Origin of the sequence: Pseudomonas vlassakiae, from assembly GCF_014269035.2 — a bacterium.
Taxonomy (GTDB): domain Bacteria; phylum Pseudomonadota; class Gammaproteobacteria; order Pseudomonadales; family Pseudomonadaceae; genus Aquipseudomonas; species Aquipseudomonas vlassakiae.
Genome location: NZ_JABWRP020000028.1, coordinates 13,945 through 32,485 on the forward strand (window position 1 = coordinate 13,945; position 18,541 = coordinate 32,485).

An 18,541-nucleotide genomic window follows, 5' to 3' on the forward strand; every position below is an offset into this window, starting at 1 on the left:
GGCGGAAGGAACAATTCAGCGGCGCATGGCACCCCGTCATGCCCTCAAAGAGCGCAGGCCAATGAACCTCGATCTGGATTTCGTGTACTACCGCAACCTTCGTTTCGACGGCAAGTTTCATGTCCGATGTAGCGGCGGCGATCTCGACAAGGTGGCGCGCATCCGCTACGAACTGGAGCGTATCGAACCGGGTGGGCCGGTCCACCTGACGGGTGAGTCGAGCGTCTCCATGGCCTTCAGCGGCGCGCTGGTCGACCATGGATGCCCGGCGACGCTGTTCACCACGGCGCGCCCGGGTACCTACCGGATCAGCCCCAGGGTCATCCTGCTCGATACCCAGGCCTTGGCGCACGGCTTGCCGCCGGGCGCGCGTGGCGTGATCGACCTTGAGCCACTGACGCTGGTCCTCACCGAGCAGGACCTGACCCGAAGCATTGTGGATGCCGTGCCGCTGCGCCGTCGTCGCCGTGCGTTGGTGGAACCGGCGGCGGCCCCATCGCTCGATGAGCCCTTCGCCCAGCTGGGTGAGCCTGCCGGCCACTCGACCATTGGCACATCACTGCCGCCGCTGCTGGTCAAGTTTGCTCCGGGCGGCGTCGATCAGTTGCTCGCCGACCTCAAGCCTCAGTCGCGCTCGAGGCTGGCGCGTCTGTGGCCGAACCTCGGCGAGGTGATCGAACTGCGGCCCCTGCTGGCCGCCCACGAACAGGATGACCAACGCTTGCAGGTGCTTGCGGCGTACAGTCTGATCGAGCAGCCGCGCAGCATGCTCAATGACACCTTCCTGGCACTGTCGCGGACCTTGGCCTCGCTGGACTATGTGCAGACCCTCCAGTTCCTGGCCGAGCAACCTGAGCCGCACCCTTTGGTGTTTTTCGTCGCCGGCGCACTGGCGACCTTGCTGACCGGTGCCGCAGTGGTAGCTGGCGACCGTGCCTACGAGCATGCCTTGCCTACCCCGGACTATGAGCCGCGCCAGCATTATCTGGACGCTCCTGGCGGGCGCTGGCAGGGCTTGAATGTGCGCCAGGCGTGGAGCCGGCAGGTCAGGGGCCAAGGGGCGAGAATCCACTTCAGCGATGGCGGGTTGTTCCCCGACCATGAAGACCTGCGCAACAACCCCGCGCTGAAGATCGTTGCACTGCAGCCCAATGACGACCCCCGGCATGGTACGGCTTCGGTCGGCCTGCTGCTGGCGGCCGACAATGGCTTCGGGGTCACCGGCATCAGCCATCAGAGCGAATTGTTCGTCTATCACAACCGGGCGGCGGATAGCGCAGGCCATCTGCGTACCCTCAAGGACCTGCTGCGCCAGGTGGAGCCAGGCGACATCGTCGGGATCAATCGCCAGACCGCCAACGTCAACGACCTCTACACGTTCCTGCCCAGCGTGCATGACCACGCCTGGTGGGACACGGTCCGCAGCCTGACCGAGCGAGGGGCGGTGGTGCTGGTTGCAGCGTGCAATGGCAGCAATCGAACGGACAAGCGAATCGGCAGTGTCGCCGGGCAGGGTGTCGACCTTTCGCACTGGCGTCACTTCAATGACCACGGCGATGCCGGCGCCATCCTGGTGGGCGCCTGCCAATCCTGGGATGGCAAGCCGCATCGGTACTCCAACCATCACTACCGCTACCGCATGCTCAATGCCTGGGGCGACAGTGTGACGACCCTGTCCAGCGGCAAGCTGCAGGACAAGCCCGGGGAGAATCGTGACTACACCGACAGTTACAGTGGTACGTCGTCGGCAACGCCCATGGTCACTGGCGCCCTGAGCCTGATCCAGTCCTATGCCATCGGGCAGCATCATATCTACCTGAACGCCGACCAGATGCACCTGTTGGTCATGGCGTCGGGGTATGACGATGCCAGCGAGGCAGGCAGCGAGGTATTGCCAATGGGGGCCAGGCCCAATGTGCAGGGGGCATTGCTGTTGCTTGACCAGCTACTCGGTAGCGGTCGTTTCCTGAGCGCGCATGACGAGTTGTGAAGCGCGCCCGGGCCGCTGTGCGTATGGCACGGCGGCCCGGGGCCGGGCGGGGGGTCAGACGCGGAACTGGTCCATCAGTGCCTGCTGCTGATTGGCCAGGCTGTTCAGCGACTGGCTGACCCGCGCCGACTCGTTGGCCTGGCCCGACAGCGACTCGGTGACATCACGGATGGTCGCCACGTTGCTGTTGATCTCTTCGGCCACCGCGCTTTGCTCTTCGGCCGCCGAAGCGATCTGCAGGTTCATGTCGGTGATCACGCTGACCGCCTGGCCGATGCGCTGCAGTGCGCTGACCGCCTGGCCAACCTGCTCGACCCCGCCTTGAGCCTGGCGGTGGCTCTGGTCCATGGTGCCGACCACATCACGGGTGCCGGTCTGCAGGGCCTCGATCACCTGACGGGTTTCTTCCACCGACTCCTGGGTGCGCTGGGCCAGGTTGCGCACTTCATCGGCGACCACGGCAAAGCCGCGGCCAGCTTCACCGGCGCGGGCCGCCTCGATGGCGGCGTTGAGTGCCAGCAGGTTGGTCTGCTCGGCGATCGAACGGATCACCTCCAGCACCGAACCGATTTTCTCGCTGTTTTGCGCCAGGCCTTCGACTTCGGCCATGGCTTCGCTCATGTTGGCGGCCAGGGCATCGATGCTGGTGGTGGTACGGTCGATCACCGCCAGCCCCTCGCGGGTGGCCTGGTCGGCCTCGCGGGCAGCCTGCGCGGCCTGGGCGGCGCTGCGAGCGACGTCCTGGGCGGTGGCGCTCATTTCATGGGACGCAGTGGCCACCTGGTCGACCTGGCGGTACTGCTGTTCCATGCCGGCGCTGGTTTCAGTGGCGATGGCCGACGACTGGTCGGCGGTGCCGCGGGCAGCCTGCACCGAGCGTTTCACCTCGGCGATGGTCGGTTGCAGCTTGTCGAGGAAGCGGTTGAACCAGCCGGCCAGCTCGCCGAGTTCGTCGCGCTTGTCGTAGGTCAGGCGGCGGGTCAGGTCGCCTTCACCGCTGGCGATGTCCTTGAGCATCGCCGCCACGCCGAGGATCGGCTTGGTCACACCACGGGCCATCAGCCAGACCAGCAACAGGCCGGCGATCGCGGCAGCCAGGCCCAGGCCCAGTTCGAGCAGGGTGCCGCTGGTGTTCAGGGTGTCCAGCTCTTGCTTGAGTGCTTCGGCGGGGCCGGTCAGGGCATTTTCCGGCACATCCAGCAGCACGCCCCAGGGCTGGGCACCGGGGACCGGCTCGAAGGCGGCCAGCACTTTCAGACGTGCCTCGTCGTGGACGATGTTCAGCTTGCCAGTGGCCAGCTTACGCACCAGCTCGGCGCCCTGGCGCGGGTCGACCTGGTCGAAGCGCTGGGCCAGCTTGCTGGCGTCGGCGCTGTAGCCGGCCAGCAGGCCGACCGGGCTGAGGATACCGACCGTGGTGCGGCCCTCGTAGAGGCTGCGGCTGGCGTCCTGGCTCAAGGCCTGCAGGCTGTTGAGGTTGATGTCGATGGACAGGGTGGCGATGATCTTGCCGTTGACCGCCAGCGGGAAGACGATGCTGGTCATCAGCACGCGCTGACCGTCGATGTCATAGAAGTACGGCTCTACCACGCAGACCTTGCCGGTGCTGCGCGGGCAGGTCCACCAGGTGTTGGCCGGTTGGCCGCTGGGGCCGATCTCGGTGTTGGCCATGTCGTGTTCGGGCAGCGCCATGGCGGTCAGCTGGCCGGCGCGTGGCTGCGACCAGTACAGGGCGAAGCGCCCGGTTTCGTTGCTGCCCAGCTCGGCTTTGCCGGCGAACAGGCTGTCCTTGTTGTCCAGTGCGTTGGGCTCGAACACCAGCGACAGGCCGAGCAGGTCGGGGTTGGCCTGCAGCGCGGCGCGCACCTGGCGAGTCATGTCTTCGCGCAGGTCGAACGCATCGAGGAAGCGTTTTTCCGCCTGTTCACGCAAGAACATGACCTGGCGCGAGAACCCTGCACCGTACTGGTAAGCGTCCATGAACTGGCGGCGAATGTTCAGGGCCTGGACCTCACCTTGCGACTCGATACGCGACTGCGCGGCCTCGCTGAGCATCTGCATGCTGCTGGCCTTGACCAGGTCCGAGCTGTGGTCCATGCGGTACAGGGAAAGGCCGACGAGCAGGGTGACGATGCTGGCGAGGCAGAGACCGGCGAGCAGGGTGATCTTCCACTGGATGGAAAGTTGTCGCAAAGGCATGGGGAGTCCCTTTTTCTGGCAGTAAGGGTTTGGCGGTGAGGCTCAGAGGTGTTTGGCTTGAGGTATTGGGCGCCTGGGAGCCTCCCCCTGTATCGGCCCTGGCGCTTTTTTCTTTATTCAAACATTCAATTTAAAATGCCGGCGAAATTCGCCGCAACATGGCGCTTTTGACATCCAACGCCCACTCCGTCACAGTGCGCGCTTTTTTGTCTGCCGCTATGAGGAACCCCACACCATGAACGCAGTGATCGCCGCCGTCGGCATCATGCTCATACTCAGCCTGTCCCGCGTGCATGTGGTCATCGCCCTGATCATTGGCGCACTGGCCGGTGGCCTGGTGGGCGGGCTGGGCATCGAAGGCACGCTCAAGGCCTTCAACGGCGGCCTCGGTGGCGGCGCTACGGTGGCACTGTCCTACGCCCTGCTCGGTGCCTTCGCCGTGGCCATCGCCAAGTCGGGCCTGGCCCATGCCCTGGCCGACCGCGCCCTGACCATGATCGACCGGCAGGGCCATGCCAACGGCGGCAAGGTCAAATGGCTGCTGATCGGCCTGATGCTGGTGGTGGCGGTTTCGTCGCAGAACATCCTGCCCATCCACATCGCCTTCATCCCGCTGCTGGTGCCGCCACTGCTGTACGTGCTGACGCGCCTGCGCATCGACCGTCGGCTGATCGCCTGTGTCATCACCTTTGGCCTGATCACGCCGTACATGTTCCTGCCGGTGGGCTTTGGCAACATCTTCCTCAACGAGATCCTGCTGGCCAACGTCGCCCGTGCCGGGGTCGATGTCAGCGGGGTCAACGTCACCCATGCCATGGCCATCCCGGCCGCTGGCATGTTGGCTGGCTTGCTGCTGGCGGTGTTCATCAGCTACCGCAAGAAGCGCGACTACGACCTGGCGCGCATCGAGCAGGTCGAGCAGGTCAGCGTGCAGTACAACCCGCTGACCCTGCTGGTGGCGGGGCTGGCGATCGCTGCGGCATTCGTCGTGCAACTGTGGCTGGACTCGATGATCATCGGCGCCATGGTGGGCTTCCTGATCTTTTCGCTGTCGGGGATCGTGCGCTGGAAGGACACCGACGACCTGTTCACCGAGGGCATGAAGATGATGGCCATGATCGGTTTCATCATGATCGCCGCGTCCGGGTTTGCCGATGTGATGAAGGCCACCGGCGAAGTCAAAAGCCTGGTCGAAGCCTCCGCGCAGTGGATCGACCACAGCAAGGGCATTGGCGCCTTGCTGATGTTGCTGGTGGGGTTGCTGGTGACCATGGGCATCGGCTCGTCGTTCTCGACGGTGCCGATCCTGGCTGCGATCTTTGTGCCGCTGTGCGTGCAGCTGGGCTTCGATCCCTTGGCCACGGTATGCATCGTCGGCACTGCAGGAGCCCTGGGCGATGCCGGCTCGCCTGCGTCGGATTCGACCCTCGGCCCGACCTCCGGGCTGAATGTGGATGGCCAGCACCACCACATCTGGGACACGGTGGTCCCCACCTTCCTTCACTACAACCTGCCGCTGCTGGCGTTCGGCTGGCTGGCGGCGATGACGCTGTAAGGCGTCAGCCCTTGTCGGGTGGTGGTGAAATGCTGTTGAGGACGGTGCTGCCGTCCTTGCTGCGGGTCAGGTAGACCGGCAACACCTTGGGCAGGTTGTCCACCAGCCGCTCGACCTCGCCGGTGTTGTAGATGCCGCTGATGCGGATGCGCCCGGTGCCGGGGTCGGCCAGCAGCAGCGGGGCCTCGAGGTAGCGGTTGATCACCGGCAGGGCCTGCTCCAGGCTCAGGTTGTCGAGCACCAGCTTGCCGTTGCGCCAGGCCAGGCTGTTGTCGTAGTCGCTGTTCTCGGCCAGTTGCGGCTCGAAATCACCCGTGTGGTAGCTGGCCTGCATGCCAGGGCCAAGGCGGTAGCCGCCAGCACTGCCCGCGCTGCTGACCAGCACCGAACCCTGCACCAGCGTGACCTTGACCTGGTCCTGGTACTTCCAGACGTTGAACTGGGTACCGGTGACGCGGGTCTGGCCGCCACCGGCGCGGACGATGAACGGGTGGCTGCTGTCGTGCTGCACCTTGAAGAAGGCTTCGCCACGCGTGAGGGTGACCTGACGCTGGTCCTTGTAGTTGAGGTAGGTCAGTTCGGTGTGGAGATTGAGCTCGACCACGCTGCCGTCGCTCAACTGCACGGACTTCATCTCGTTGCCCGCTTCGAAGTGCTGGTAGTGGTTGGGCACCCAGCCTTGCTCCCAACCCACCCAGCCGGCCAGCGGCAATGCCAGCAGGGCCAGCGCCGCTGCCGACGCCAGTGGCCGCCAGTTACGTGCCCGGGGCACGTGCCGGGCAGGCGGGTTGAAGTCGACGACCGTGGCGGTGCGCGGCAACAGGTCGGCGGTTTGCCAGATTTCCAGCATCGCCTGGTATTCCTCGGCATGACGCGGGTTGGCCGCCAGCCAGCGGGCGAAGGCCTCACGCTCGACCAGTGTGCAATCGTCGGCGTGCAGGCGCATGCACCAGTGCGCGGCGGCATCGGTGATGGCATCGTCTGGGCTGGGATTGAGGCGGTCTTGGTTCATCATGGCTCCGGGTTTTGCGCATTCTACCCCTGCAAAGGGGTTCCCGAGAACCGAGGTAATGGCGAATGACTATCAGTTATGTGGGTCTTTCGTCGGTTTCGCAAAGGATTTCCAGCGTTTGAGAACGCTTCGCGGCAAGCACGAAGCGCTCCCTTGCCGGCTCAGAACTGCTCGGCTGCCATTGCGTACAGGCTGGCGCTACCGGCGCGGATGCTGGCATCCAGGGCCAGACTGCGCGGCAGCAGGCGCTGGAAGAAGAACGCCGCACAGGCCAGCTTGGCGCCATGGAAGGCCGGGTCTTCGGCGTGCCTGGCCTGGGCCACCGCCGCCATGCGCGCCCACATGTAGGCGTACGCGGTCAGGCCGAACAGGTGCAGGTATTCCACGGCCACGGCGTTGACCAGGTTGGCCTCCTCGCGTGCCCGAGCTCGCAGCCATTCGCTGGTGGCTTCCAGGCGCGCCAGGCTGGCCTGCAAGGCTTCGCGGTGCAGCGGTGCCCCGGCACTGAAGGTCCGCACTTCGGCGGCGAAGCAGGCCAGGGCCTGGCCGCCATCGGCCAACACCTTGCGCCCGAGCAGGTCGAGGGCCTGGATGCCGTTGGTGCCTTCGTAGATTTGCGCGATGCGCACGTCGCGCACCCGTTGCTCCTGGCCCCACTCGCGGATGTAACCATGGCCGCCATACACCTGCTGGCCAAGCACGCAGCTTTCCAGGCCGTTGTCGGTGAAGAACGCCTTGGCCACCGGTGTCAGCAGCGCGACCAGGCGCTGGGCATGCTCGCGTTCACCGCCATCCTCGGCGTAGCGTGCCAGGTCCAGCTGCTGGCCGACATAGGCGGCAAAGGCGCGGCCGCCTTCGGTGAGGGCGCGCATGGTCAGCAGCATGCGCCGCACATCGCCATGCTCGATGATCGGGTCGGCGGCCTTCTCAGACGCCTTCGGGCCGGTGGCGGCGCGGCTTTGCAGGCGCTCGTTGGCGTAGCGTGCGGCGCTCTGGTACGACGCTTCAGCGCAGCCGATGCCCTGGATGCCTATCGACAGGCGCTCGTAGTTCATCATGGTGAACATCGCCGCCAGGCCCTTGTTCGGCTCACCGACCAGATAGCCGCTGGCGCCGTCGAAGTTCATCACGCAGGTGGCCGAGGCCTTGATGCCCATCTTGTGCTCGATCGAGCCACAGTGTGCGGCGTTGCGCGGGCCGAGGCTGCCGTCGGCCTCGACCCGATACTTGGGCACCAGGAACAGCGAGATGCCCTTGGCCCCGGCCGGGGCGTCCGGCAGCTTGGCCAGCACCAGGTGGACGATGTTCTCGGTGAGGTCCTGTTCGCCACCGGTGATGAAGATCTTGCTGCCGCTGATGCGATAGCTGCCGTCAGCCTGGGGTTCGGCGCGGCTGCGTATCAGCCCCAGGTCGGTGCCGGCGTGGGGCTCGGTCAGGCACATGGTGCCGGCCCAGCGGCCTTCGTACAGCGGCGGCAGGTAGGTGGCCTTGAGCGCTTCGCTGGCATGGGCGTCGATGGCCAGGCAGCTGCCGGCGCTCAGCGCCGAATACAGGCTGAAGCTGCAGTCGGCGGCGTAGAGCATTTCTTCAAACAGTACGCCGAGCATTTTCGGCATGCCCATGCCGCCGTATTCGGGGTTGCCACCCAGGCCGACCCAGCCGCCTTCGCGGTAAGTACGCCAGGCCTCGCGAAAGCCCTCCGGGGTGGTGACATTGCCGGCGTCGAAGTGCACACCTTGCTCGTCGCCGTTACGGCTGAGCGGGGCGATCAGCTGGCCAGTGACCTTGGCGGCCTCTTCGAGAATGGCGTCGGCGGTTTCGCCGTCGACGCGCTCGGCCAAGGCGGGCAGGCGTGCCCACAGGGCCGGGCCCTGGAACACGTCATGGAGGATGAAGCGCATGTCGCGCAGCGGAGCGGTGTAGTCGGTCATGTCAGGCTCGATAACGGTTCACAGGGCCTTGGCGCGGTCGCGCAGGACGTATTTCTGGATCTTGCCGGTGGAGGTCTTGGGCAGCTCGCCGAAGACCACGGTCTTCGGTACCTTGAACCCGGCCAGGTGCTCACGGCACCAGCTGATGATGTCGCTTTCACGGGTCTGCTCATGGCCGGGCTTGAGGGCGACGAAGGCGCAGGGCGTTTCGCCCCACTTGTCGTCGGCGCGGGCGACCACGGCGGCTTCCAGCACGGCGTGGTGCTTGTACAAGGTGTCTTCGACTTCGATGGTCGAGATGTTCTCGCCGCCGGAAATGATGATGTCCTTGAGCCGGTCCTTGATCTCGACATAGCCGTCGGCGTGCCACACGGCCAGGTCGCCGGTGTGGAACCAGCCGCCGCGGAAGGCCTCGGCGGTGGCCTCGGGGTTTTTCAGGTAGCCCTTCATTACCGTGTTGCCACGCATGAAGATCTCGCCCAGGGTGTTGCCGTCCTGCGGTACCGGCTGCAGGGTCTGCGGGTCGGCGACCATCAGGCCGTCGAGGGTGGGGTAGCGCACGCCCTGGCGCGACTTGATCTGCGCCCGTTCCTCCAGCGGCAGTCCGTCCCAATCGTCATGCCAGGCGCAGACGGTGACCGGCCCGTAGACCTCGGTCAGGCCGTAGGTGTGGGTGACGCGGATGCCCATCTGCTCGACCGCGCCGATGACCTTGGCCGGTGGTGCGGCGCCGGCGACCATGGCCTGCACCGGGTGGTCGATGGCGGCCTTGGCGGCCTCCGGCATGTTGACCAGGGCGTTGAGCACGATCGGGGCGCCGCACAGGTGGCTGACCCGGTGTTCGCGGATCAGGGTGAGGATCTTCTGCGGGTCGACCCGGCGCAGGAACACGTGGGTGCCGGCCAGCGCGGTGATGGTCCAGGGGTAGCACCAGCCGTTGCAGTGGAACATCGGCAAGGTCCACAGGTACACCGGGCGGTGGCCCATGGTCCAGGTCATCTGGTTGCCGATGGCGTTCAGGTAGGCGCCGCGGTGGTGATAGACCACACCCTTGGGGTTGCCGGTGGTGCCCGAGGTGTAGTTCAGCGAAATCGCCTGCCATTCGTCCTCGGGCCATTCCCAGGCAAAGTCCGGGTCGCCTTCGGCCAGCAGCGCTTCATAGTCGAGGTCGCTGACCGCACGGCCTTCGCCGTACTCGGGGTCATCCACATCGACCACCAGCGGCGGGTGTTCGAGCATGGCGAGGGCGGCGGCGATCACGCCGTGGAACTCGCGGTCGGTGATCAGCACCTTGGCTTCGCCATGCTGCAGCATGAAGGCGATGGCCTCGGCGTCCAGGCGCACGTTGAGCGTATTGAGCACGGCACCGATCATCGGCACACCGAAGTGCGCTTCGAGCATGGCCGGAATGTTCGGCAGCATCACCGCCACCGTGTCGCCGCGGCCAATACCACGCCCGCTCAGGGCGCTGGCCAGGCGTCGGCAACGCTGGTAGGTCTCGCGCCAGTTGCGGCGGATGGCGCCGTGGATCACGGCCGGGTAATCGCCATACACGGCGGCGGTACGTTCGATGAAGCTCAGCGGGGTGAGGGCGACGTGGTTGACGGCAGCGGGCATCAGGCCCTGGGCGAAGATCGACATACGGTAATCCTGTAGCGGAGGCAGACGCAGCCTGTGCGTGTGGCCCCCCGGTGGCTGATTGTTAGCTCTGATCAGGGTGCGGGCAGCGCGCCGATGGCCGCTTGCCCCTGTCGCAGTTTTACGCGAACCGCTATCGTAGATGGAATATCGACTATAGCAATATAGTAAAACTACTATAAGAACGAGCGCCGACAGTGGACCAGACCCTTTCACCCTTGCTCGCCAAGGACCCACAACCCAGCGTGCTGCTGGCCGCCGATGCCCGTGCCCTGGCAAGCAACCCGGCTTTGCAGGCGCTGATTGGCGCAGGCGCGGTGCTCGACGACTGGCTGCCGGGCAACTGTGCGGCGCTGGTGCGTGCCTGCCTGCGTCAGCACCGGGCAATCGCCGATGTGGAAAAGCAGGTCGGCGATCGCATTCTGCTGTGGACCTTCATCCCCGATGACCAGGGCCAGCGGGTGCTGGTGCGCTGCCGCGATGCCAGCGAGGAGCGCCATGGCGCCCGTGAGGCGAGCCGCGCGCGGCGCCTGTATCGGCTGATCATCGAGAACACCACCGACCTCATTTCCCGGCACAGCCCGGACGGCCGTTTCCTCGATGCCTCGCCAGCCGCCTACCGCCTGCTTGGCCTGTGGCCGGAGCAGCTGCGCGGCATGCCGGTACGGGCCCTGCTGCACCCGCGCGAGCGGCGCCAGGTACTGCGCCAGGCCGCCGCCGCATTGGACCAGGACGGTTATCACACCATGACCTGCCGCGTCCGCCATGCCAGCGGCGCGTATCGCTGGTTCGAGATCGCCAGCCGCGCGATCCGCGAAACCTACACCGGTGCGGTGGTGGAGGTAGTCAGCGTGTCGCGTGACATCACTTTGCGCATCGAGGCCCAGGAGAACCTGGCCCACAGTGCCCGGCTTGCCACCCTGGGCGAACTGGCGTCGGGGATCGCCCACGAGATGAATCAGCCGCTGGCGGCGGTGGTCAACTATGCCAATGCCAGCCAGCGTTACCTGCAAGGCCTGGAGCGCGACCCGCAGGCGCGTGAACGGGTTGGCCAGGGCCTGCAGCGCATCACCGAGCAGGCGACCCACGCCGCCGAGGTGATTCGCCGCCTGCGCGCCTTCCTGCGCAAGGGGCCGCGGCGCCTGCAGGCGGTGGAGGTGGCCGAAGTTGCGGCGGAAGCCATGCGCCTGTGCGCCTGGGAGGCGGCACGTGACCAGGTCGCTGTCGAACTGCGCATCGGCGGGCAATTGCCAGCGGTGTTCGCCGACCGGGTCTTGCTTGAGCAAGTGCTGCTCAACCTGCTGCGCAATGCCATCGAGGCCAACCGCGAGCAGCAGGGGACGCAGCCGTCACGTATCCTGCTGGGCGCCGTGCGCGAGGGCGACGGGGTGCTGATCGAGGTCGCCGACCAGGGGCCGGGCGTGGCCGCCGAGCGCCTGGATGAGATCTTCACCCCGTTCAGTACCAGCAAGGCCGATGGCCTGGGCCTGGGCCTGAGCATGAGCCGCAGCCTGATCGAAGGGTTCGGCGGCAGCCTCTGGGCGCGTGCGGGTGAGGCGGGTGGGCTGGTGCTGTGCTGCCGTCTGGCAGTGAACCGGGGATAAGGAGGGAGCAGGGTGCAAGCGAAGGTGTATGTGGTCGACGACGACCAAGGCATGCGTGATTCGACGGTGTGGTTGCTGGAGTCGGTGGGCCTGCAGGGCGTGCCGTTCGCCAGCGGCCAGGGGTTTCTCGATGCCTGCGTGGACGATGGGCCGGCTTGCGTGCTGCTCGATGTGCGCATGCCCGGGCTGGGCGGCATGGCGGTGCAGCAGGCACTGCGCGAGCGCGGGCTGCAGATCCCGGTGATCTTCGTCAGTGGCCATGCCGATGTGCCGATCGTGGTGCGGGCGTTCAAGGCCGGGGCAAGCGATTTCATCGAAAAGCCCTACAGCGACCAGTTGCTGCTCGACAGTGTGCAGGCTGCACTGGAGCGGGCAGGGCAGGCGCGCCAGGACGACCTGGCGCTGGCCGCAGTGCAGGCACGTGTGGATGCCCTGACACCCCGCGAGCGCGACGTATTCGTGCCGCTGGCCCAAGGCTTGAGCAACCGCGAGATCGCCGAGCGCCTCGGCATCAGCGTGAAGACCGTGGACCTGTACCGGGGGCGGGTGATGAAGCGCTTGCAGGCAGGCAGCCTGGCCGAGCTGGTGGGCATGGCGATCGCTTGCGGGGCCGTGGAGGCGCTGGGTTTGCGCGCGCGGTGAAACGTCGCCGGCAACGGCCGTTTCATGAATATTTGCATAGCCCCCTAATCAAAGCTTTGACATTCACTGCCTAGGCAGTAATATTTTTAAACAATTGCCCGAGCAGACCCCCGATGTCCCATTTCACCCCGGAAAACTTCCAGACCTGCGCCATCGGCATGCTGCTGGGCCGTGCGGCGATCCTCAAGGACCGCATTCTCGACTGGCACCTCGAATCGGAGGGCGTCACCGCCGCACAGTTCAAGGTGCTGATCATCGTCACCCAGTACGAGGTGGATACCCCGGCCGAACTGTGCCGCTACCTGGGCCTGGACAGCGGTTCGATGACCCGCATGCTCGACCGCCTCGAGCAGAAGGGCCTGATCCTGCGTAACCGCTGCGCCGATGACCGCCGCCAGGTGCGCCTGGCGCTGACCGCCGACGGCCAGCGCCTGGCCGACCGCCTGCCGGAGATCGGCGCGGCGGCGATGAACGAACTGGTCGGCGTATTGCAGCCAGACGAGCTGAAGACCCTCGAAGGTTTGCTGGCCAAGGTTCTGCTGGGTGCCGGCGACCCGCTGACGATCCGCCGCTTCGGCGATCGTTGATCCCTGTTTCGCATATTCCAAGGTATTGTCATGGCCACTCCCACAGACACCGCAACTCCCCCCGCCGACGCGCCAGCGTCGGGCAAGCGCAAGGCCTGGCTGCTTGGCCTGCTGTTGCTGGTACTGCTCGCCGGCGCCGGCACCTGGGCCTGGTACAGCCTGATCGGGCGCTGGCACGAAAGCACCGATGACGCCTACGTCAACGGCAATGTGGTGGAGATCACCCCGCTGGTGACCGGCACTGTCACCAGCATCGGCGCCGATGACGGCGACCTGGTGCATGCCGGCCAGGTGCTGTTGCAGTTCGACCCGTCCGACAGCGAGGTGGCCCTGCAGTCCGCCGAGGCCAAGCTGGCTCGCACGGTGCGCCAGGTGCGCGGGCTGTACAGCAACGTCGACTCGCTCAAGGCTCAGCTGCAAACCCGCCAGGCCGAACTGCAGAAGGCGCAGCAGAACTACAACCGACGCAAGGTGCTGGCCGACAGCGGCGCAATTGCCGCGGAAGAGATTTCCCATGCCCGGGACGACCTGACCGTGGCCCAGGCCGCCGTCAACAGCGCACGCCAGCAGCTCAACACCAGCACCGCCCTGGTCGATGACACCGTGGTGTCCTCGCACCCTGAGGTGACGGCGGCCGCGGCCGATCTGCGCCAGGCCTATCTCGACCACGCGCGTACCACTTTGGTGGCGCCGGTGACCGGCTATGTCGCCAAGCGTACCGTGCAGCTCGGCCAGCGCCTGCAGCCCGGCACCGCGACCATGGCGGTGATCCCGCTGAACGAGGTGTGGATCGACGCCAACTTCAAGGAAACCCAACTGCGCGACATGCGCATCGGCCAGCCGGTGGAAATCAGCGCCGACCTGTACGGCAGCGAGGTCAAGTACAGCGGCACGGTCGACAGCCTCGGCGCGGGTACCGGCAGCGCCTTCGCCCTGCTGCCAGCGCAGAACGCCACGGGCAACTGGATCAAGATCGTCCAGCGCGTGCCGGTGCGCATCCACCTCAGCCCTGACCAGCTCAAGGACCACCCGCTGCGCATCGGCCTGTCCACCGTGGTCGAGGTCGACCTGCACGACCAGAGCGGCCCGACCCTGGCCCAGCGGCCACCGCAGCAGGCCAGCTACACCACCCAGGTGTATGACCGCCAGCTGGTCGAGGCCGACAACCTGATCGCCCGGCTGATCCACGAGAACAGCGCCACCGGCAAGACGGCGCAGCGATGAGCAACAACGCCCCGGCGCAGTTCACGCCGCCGAGCCTGCTGCTGACCACCATCGGCCTGTCGCTGGCGACCTTCATGCAGGTGCTCGACACCACCATCGCCAACGTGGCACTGCCGACCATCTCCGGCAACCTGGGGGTGAGCTACGAGCAGGGTACCTGGGTGATCACCTCGTTCGCGGTGAGCAACGCCATTGCCTTGCCGCTGACCGGCTGGCTGAGCCGGCGTTTTGGCGAGGTGAAGCTGTTCATCTGGGCCACGCTGCTGTTCGTGCTGGCCTCGTTCCTCTGCGGTGTCGCCCAGTCGATGCCGGAGCTGGTGGGTTTTCGTGTATTGCAGGGTGTGGTGGCCGGGCCGTTGTACCCGATGACCCAGACGTTGCTGATTGCTGTATACCCGCCGGCGAAACGGGGCATGGCCCTGGCGTTACTGGCGATGGTCACGGTGGTGGCGCCGATTGCCGGGCCGATATTGGGCGGCTGGATCACCGACAGTTACAGCTGGCCGTGGATCTTCTTCATCAACGTGCCGATCGGCCTGTTCGCCGCTGCCGTGGTGCGCCAGCAGATGCGCACGCGGCCAGTGGTCACCAGCCGCCAGCCGATGGACTATATCGGCCTGCTGACGCTGATCGTCGGCGTCGGTGCGTTGCAGGTGGTGCTGGACAAAGGCAATGACCTGGATTGGTTCGAGTCGTCGTTCATCATCGTCGGCACGCTGATTTCGGTGGTGTTCCTGGCGATCTTCATCATCTGGGAACTCACCGACCGCCACCCGGTGGTCAACCTGCGGCTGTTCGTGCACCGCAATTTCCGGGTCGGCACCATTGTGCTGGTCGGTGGTTATGCGGGGTTCTTCGGCATCAACCTGATCCTGCCGCAGTGGTTGCAGACGCAGATGGGCTATACCGCCACCTGGGCGGGGCTGGCGGTGGCGCCGATCGGTTTGCTGCCGGTGATCATGTCGCCGTTCGTGGGCAAGTACGCGCACCGCTTCGACCTGCGGGTGCTGGCGGGGCTAGCGTTCCTGGCGATCGGTACCAGTTGCTTCATGCGTGCCGGGTTCACCAGTGAGGTGGACTTCCAGCACATCGCCCTGGTGCAGTTGTTCATGGGGATTGGCGTGGCGTTGTTCTTCATGCCGACCTTGAGCATTTTGCTATCGGATTTGCCGCCGCATCAGATAGCGGATGGTTCGGGGCTGGCGACCTTCCTGCGCACGTTGGGCGGGAGCTTTGCGGCGTCGTTGACGACGTGGATCTGGATTCGTCGGGCGGACCAGCATCATGCGTACCTGAGCGAGCACATCAGCCCGTTCGACCCGGCGACGCGGCATACGCTGGAGCAGATGGGCGGGGCGAGTGCGCAGCACTATGCGCAGCTGGAACAGATCGTCAACGCGCAGGCGTACATGATGTCGACGGTGGATTACTTCACCTTGATGACGTGGGTGTTTGCCGGGTTGATCCTGCTGGTGTGGTTGGCCAAGCCGCCGTTTACGGCGAAGGCGGGGCCGGCTTCGGCGGGGCATTGAGGGCGTTCGCCAGGAGTGCTTTGGCGCGTCTGAGATCGAGCGCCGCACGCGCGGCGCATCGCGGATAAATCCGCTCCTACAGTTGTTGCAACGTGGCCATGCCTGTGAGGCCAGGGTTGTCAGCCGGTTTGCAAGCCTCTACACATGCGCCAAGGCTGGCAACCATGGCGTTACAGGTTCGGTACGTGGCAACAACTGTAGGAGCGGATTTATCCGCGATGCGCCGCGCGGGCGGCGCTCGATCTTATAGGCACTAAAGGTGTTGTGGCGGACACCTCTTACAGGCGCCGATAGCCCCAAGGCGAACATCCCCACGTGTAGAGCTGATGTGAAAGCCCACTTCCAAAAGCCAAAGCCAAAAGCACGAGCCCGATGGCTTTGAATCAGTCGAGCGCATTCATTTGCGATGGCGACGCACTACGCGACGCTCACAGTCAGCGCATGGCTGGCCACACCATGACACCCGCAGGCCAACCGATGGCCTTGCAGCACCACCGGCTTACCGTTCATGCGTCGGCTTGGGTGCCCTTCGACAAAGGCAAAAAACCCTAGGTGGAGCGGGCAACTGGCCTTGTCGCCCAGCACCGCTGGCGTTTTACCGTTGATGGTATGGGTGCCAGCCAGCTGGCATGACAGCACGCTGCCCCCGCTGCTGGTGGGGTCGCCCAGGCAGATGGGAGCACTCATCCCTCGGATCGTCCGATACTTGGTAGTCCATACTTGAACGGGTCAGCGCCACGGTTCTGCTGGTTCTTCGCCTTGCGGGCCTCATCTGGCGGGCTGATCATCTGCACGGTAAGGCTGCCGTCGCTGCCTGCGTACACTACGGCGCTGGCACCACCGTCGAGGTAGCTGGCAATGGTGGCCAGGTTGATTTCCACCAGCGCGCCGCTGACGCCGGTATTGCCCAGCCGGCGACCGATGTCATAGCCCTCTTCGACATTGCCCACGTCCAGGCCTTGGCCATCGGTATTGAGGCTGTGCAGGGCGTTGGTCAGGGCGATTTCCGCTTCAGCATTGTTAGTGGTGTCGTAGAACACGCGTACGGGCTTTTGCCCAGCGGGCAGGGTATCGAGGGCCTTGAGCCAACCTGCCTGCAAGGCCTTGGCTTGCAACGCGGGTTTGAGGCGCTTGCCGTGTTGGTCCTGCATCGAAACCTTGATCGGACGGTGCAGGTAGCCCAGTACTGGCGCTGCGTCGAACTCCTTCAGTTGGTGTTCGGCCCAACGCACAGGCAGCCAGGGGGAGGGTTCGAAGTGGCCTGGGCCGCGGTTATCGATGGTTTTCCACAAGTTAGGTAGTTGCGATTGCCAGTAGGCGGTGGACATGGTGCCGGGTGGTAATAGCACTTTATTGCCTTTGGCATGCTCGGCGGCTACATACCAATCTCCAAAGGCCTTGCTCCGGTCCCAATAAAACGCCCACAACTTGCCAAAGTCAGATTTTTTGTCCTGATTGTCCTCGGCGTCACGGGTGACGAAGGGGCGAATATAGCGGTCCACTCGGTCCGAACGTGTGACCAGCAGGCCAGTCATGCTTTCGTAGATCGTCGGAACCACGTGGCCATTTTGCAACCCCGGTGTGCCGGGTTTGCGATAGCCGTTTCGCGTCACGTCACCGTCTTCGCTGGCGATCAAGGCTTGTGGCACCTTCGGGTTATCGTCAAAAAAGGTGAACAGTCGCTCGATCATGCCTTGAGCATGCGTCGTGCTTTCATTGTCTTGCCACAAAAACTGGGTAACGCCCAAGGTCGCGGCGTTACGACCTGAGTTGATCAGGCCTGCTGCACTGTCGGCGCTGTCGTAGGGGGCGGGCGGTCCCAGCGCAAACACCGGGATTGGCCAGTACGCTACTGCCTCACCTGCCGAGTTTTTGAATGCAATACGGACTTTAATGTCTCTGGAGCTTCGCCTTGTGTCTAATGATGGGTCGTAGTCTTTCGCGTCCTGCGAGTAAATCGATGCGAAATTGTCGTTCTTCTTTTTTATGAACTGCCAGATTTTGGATTGGCCATCTGTGTAAATTCCAAGTCCGACCCCACGAATTTCTAAGGCATAGGTGCGAACTTGAGTGGCCTGTTGTTCGGCGTTTCTGAGCTCCATCTGGTTGCGATAATTGGCAAACTCTGCCTTCTCACTTGCCAGGGCATTGCCCCACCAATGAATGCCAAAGATCATTAGTAGCGGGCCGACAATAGCGGCAACGCCCCAGGCCATGACGCGTTTCATGTCACGAAGTACCATGCCGGTTTCCTGTGCTTTGAGTTGGACAATCCAGATGAAGCTGAGCCAGAGCACAATTAGCACTCTGGCGATCCGCTGATGGAGTTTGAGGCTGGGCGGCCCGAATCTCGTGACTATGCGACGCTCACAGTCAGTGCATGGCTGGCCACGCCGTGACACCCGCAGGCCAACCGATGGCCTTGTAGTACCACCGGCTTACCGTTCATGCGTCGGCTTGGGTGCCCTTCGACAAAGGCAAAAACCCCTAGGTGGAGCGGGCAACTGGCCTTGTCGCCCAGCACCGCTGGCGTTTTACCCTTGATGGTATGGGTGCCAGCCAGCTGGCATGACAGCACGCTGCCTCCGCTGCTGGTGGGGTCGCCCAGGCAGATGGGAGCACTCATG

General features: G+C 64.8%; 14 protein-coding genes. 7 read left to right on the forward strand and 7 right to left on the reverse strand.

Annotation, left to right across the window (positions count from 1 at the left end; genetic code table 11):
• Window positions 1-61 precede the first annotated feature (61 nt).
• Entirely contained in the window at window positions 62-1,990 is a 1,929-nt protein-coding gene (locus HU738_RS24265; RefSeq protein WP_186604593.1) for a S8 family serine peptidase, read from the forward strand.
• 54 nt (window positions 1,991-2,044) lie between these two features.
• On the opposite strand, the gene HU738_RS24270 is transcribed toward HU738_RS24265, so the two are convergent.
• On the reverse strand, window positions 2,045-4,189 hold the full coding sequence (locus tag HU738_RS24270; RefSeq protein WP_186604595.1) for a methyl-accepting chemotaxis protein: 2,145 nt from the start codon (window positions 4,187-4,189) through the stop codon (window positions 2,045-2,047).
• 235 nt (window positions 4,190-4,424) lie between these two features.
• Between HU738_RS24270 and HU738_RS24275 the strand changes: the two genes are divergently transcribed.
• Window positions 4,425-5,744 (forward strand): Na+/H+ antiporter family protein, encoded by a 1,320-nt coding sequence (locus HU738_RS24275; protein WP_176510142.1) that lies wholly within the window; start codon window positions 4,425-4,427, stop codon window positions 5,742-5,744.
• 4 nt (window positions 5,745-5,748) lie between these two features.
• On the opposite strand, the gene HU738_RS24280 is transcribed toward HU738_RS24275, so the two are convergent.
• From HU738_RS24280 to HU738_RS24290, 3 genes are all read right to left on the reverse strand, one after another.
• The gene (locus HU738_RS24280; protein ID WP_186604597.1) at window positions 5,749-6,756 is read right to left on the reverse strand and encodes a FecR family protein; all 1,008 of its coding nucleotides are present in this window, start codon (window positions 6,754-6,756) and stop codon (window positions 5,749-5,751) included.
• Between the two features lie 161 nt (window positions 6,757-6,917).
• Entirely contained in the window at window positions 6,918-8,687 is a 1,770-nt protein-coding gene (locus tag HU738_RS24285) for an acyl-CoA dehydrogenase C-terminal domain-containing protein (protein WP_186604599.1), read from the reverse strand.
• Window positions 8,688-8,705: 18 nt separating this feature from the next.
• Window positions 8,706-10,328, reverse strand: a complete 1,623-nt coding sequence (locus HU738_RS24290) for an acyl-CoA synthetase (RefSeq protein WP_186604601.1) — start codon at window positions 10,326-10,328, stop codon at window positions 8,706-8,708.
• 194 nt (window positions 10,329-10,522) lie between these two features.
• Between HU738_RS24290 and HU738_RS24295 the strand changes: the two genes are divergently transcribed.
• The 5 genes from HU738_RS24295 (at window position 10,523) to HU738_RS24315 (ending at window position 15,914) form a co-directional block, all read left to right on the forward strand.
• Window positions 10,523-11,929 carry a sensor histidine kinase gene (locus tag HU738_RS24295; protein WP_186604603.1) on the forward strand — a complete coding sequence of 469 codons (1,407 nt, stop codon included), beginning with the start codon at window positions 10,523-10,525 and terminating at the stop codon, window positions 11,927-11,929.
• A 12-nt stretch (window positions 11,930-11,941) separates the two neighbouring features.
• Window positions 11,942-12,571: a response regulator transcription factor gene (locus tag HU738_RS24300; protein WP_186604605.1), complete on the forward strand. Its 630-nt coding sequence runs from the start codon at window positions 11,942-11,944 to the stop codon at window positions 12,569-12,571.
• A 113-nt stretch (window positions 12,572-12,684) separates the two neighbouring features.
• Window positions 12,685-13,158, forward strand: a complete 474-nt coding sequence (locus HU738_RS24305) for a MarR family winged helix-turn-helix transcriptional regulator (RefSeq protein ID WP_085679303.1) — start codon at window positions 12,685-12,687, stop codon at window positions 13,156-13,158.
• A 30-nt stretch (window positions 13,159-13,188) separates the two neighbouring features.
• Entirely contained in the window at window positions 13,189-14,382 is a 1,194-nt protein-coding gene (locus HU738_RS24310) for an HlyD family secretion protein (protein WP_186604607.1), read from the forward strand.
• Window positions 14,379-15,914: a DHA2 family efflux MFS transporter permease subunit gene (locus HU738_RS24315; protein ID WP_186604609.1), complete on the forward strand. Its 1,536-nt coding sequence runs from the start codon at window positions 14,379-14,381 to the stop codon at window positions 15,912-15,914. Before HU738_RS24310 ends, HU738_RS24315 begins: the two co-directional genes overlap by 4 nt.
• Before the next feature lie 417 nt (window positions 15,915-16,331).
• Here HU738_RS24315 and HU738_RS24320 read toward each other — a convergent pair whose 3' ends face one another.
• Genes HU738_RS24320 through HU738_RS24330 form a run of 3 tightly spaced genes read right to left on the reverse strand, consistent with a single transcriptional unit; the run spans window position 16,332 to window position 18,540 of the window.
• A complete protein-coding gene (locus HU738_RS24320) occupies window positions 16,332-16,601 on the reverse strand; it encodes a PAAR domain-containing protein (RefSeq protein ID WP_186604611.1) in 270 nt (89 codons plus the stop codon).
• On the reverse strand, window positions 16,598-18,220 hold the full coding sequence (locus tag HU738_RS24325) for a type VI lipase adapter Tla3 domain-containing protein (protein ID WP_437182040.1): 1,623 nt from the start codon (window positions 18,218-18,220) through the stop codon (window positions 16,598-16,600). Before HU738_RS24325 ends, HU738_RS24320 begins: the two co-directional genes overlap by 4 nt.
• Window positions 18,221-18,270: 50 nt before the next feature.
• A complete protein-coding gene (locus HU738_RS24330; RefSeq protein WP_186604614.1) occupies window positions 18,271-18,540 on the reverse strand; it encodes a PAAR domain-containing protein in 270 nt (89 codons plus the stop codon).
• Window position 18,541: the final 1 nt, after the last annotated feature.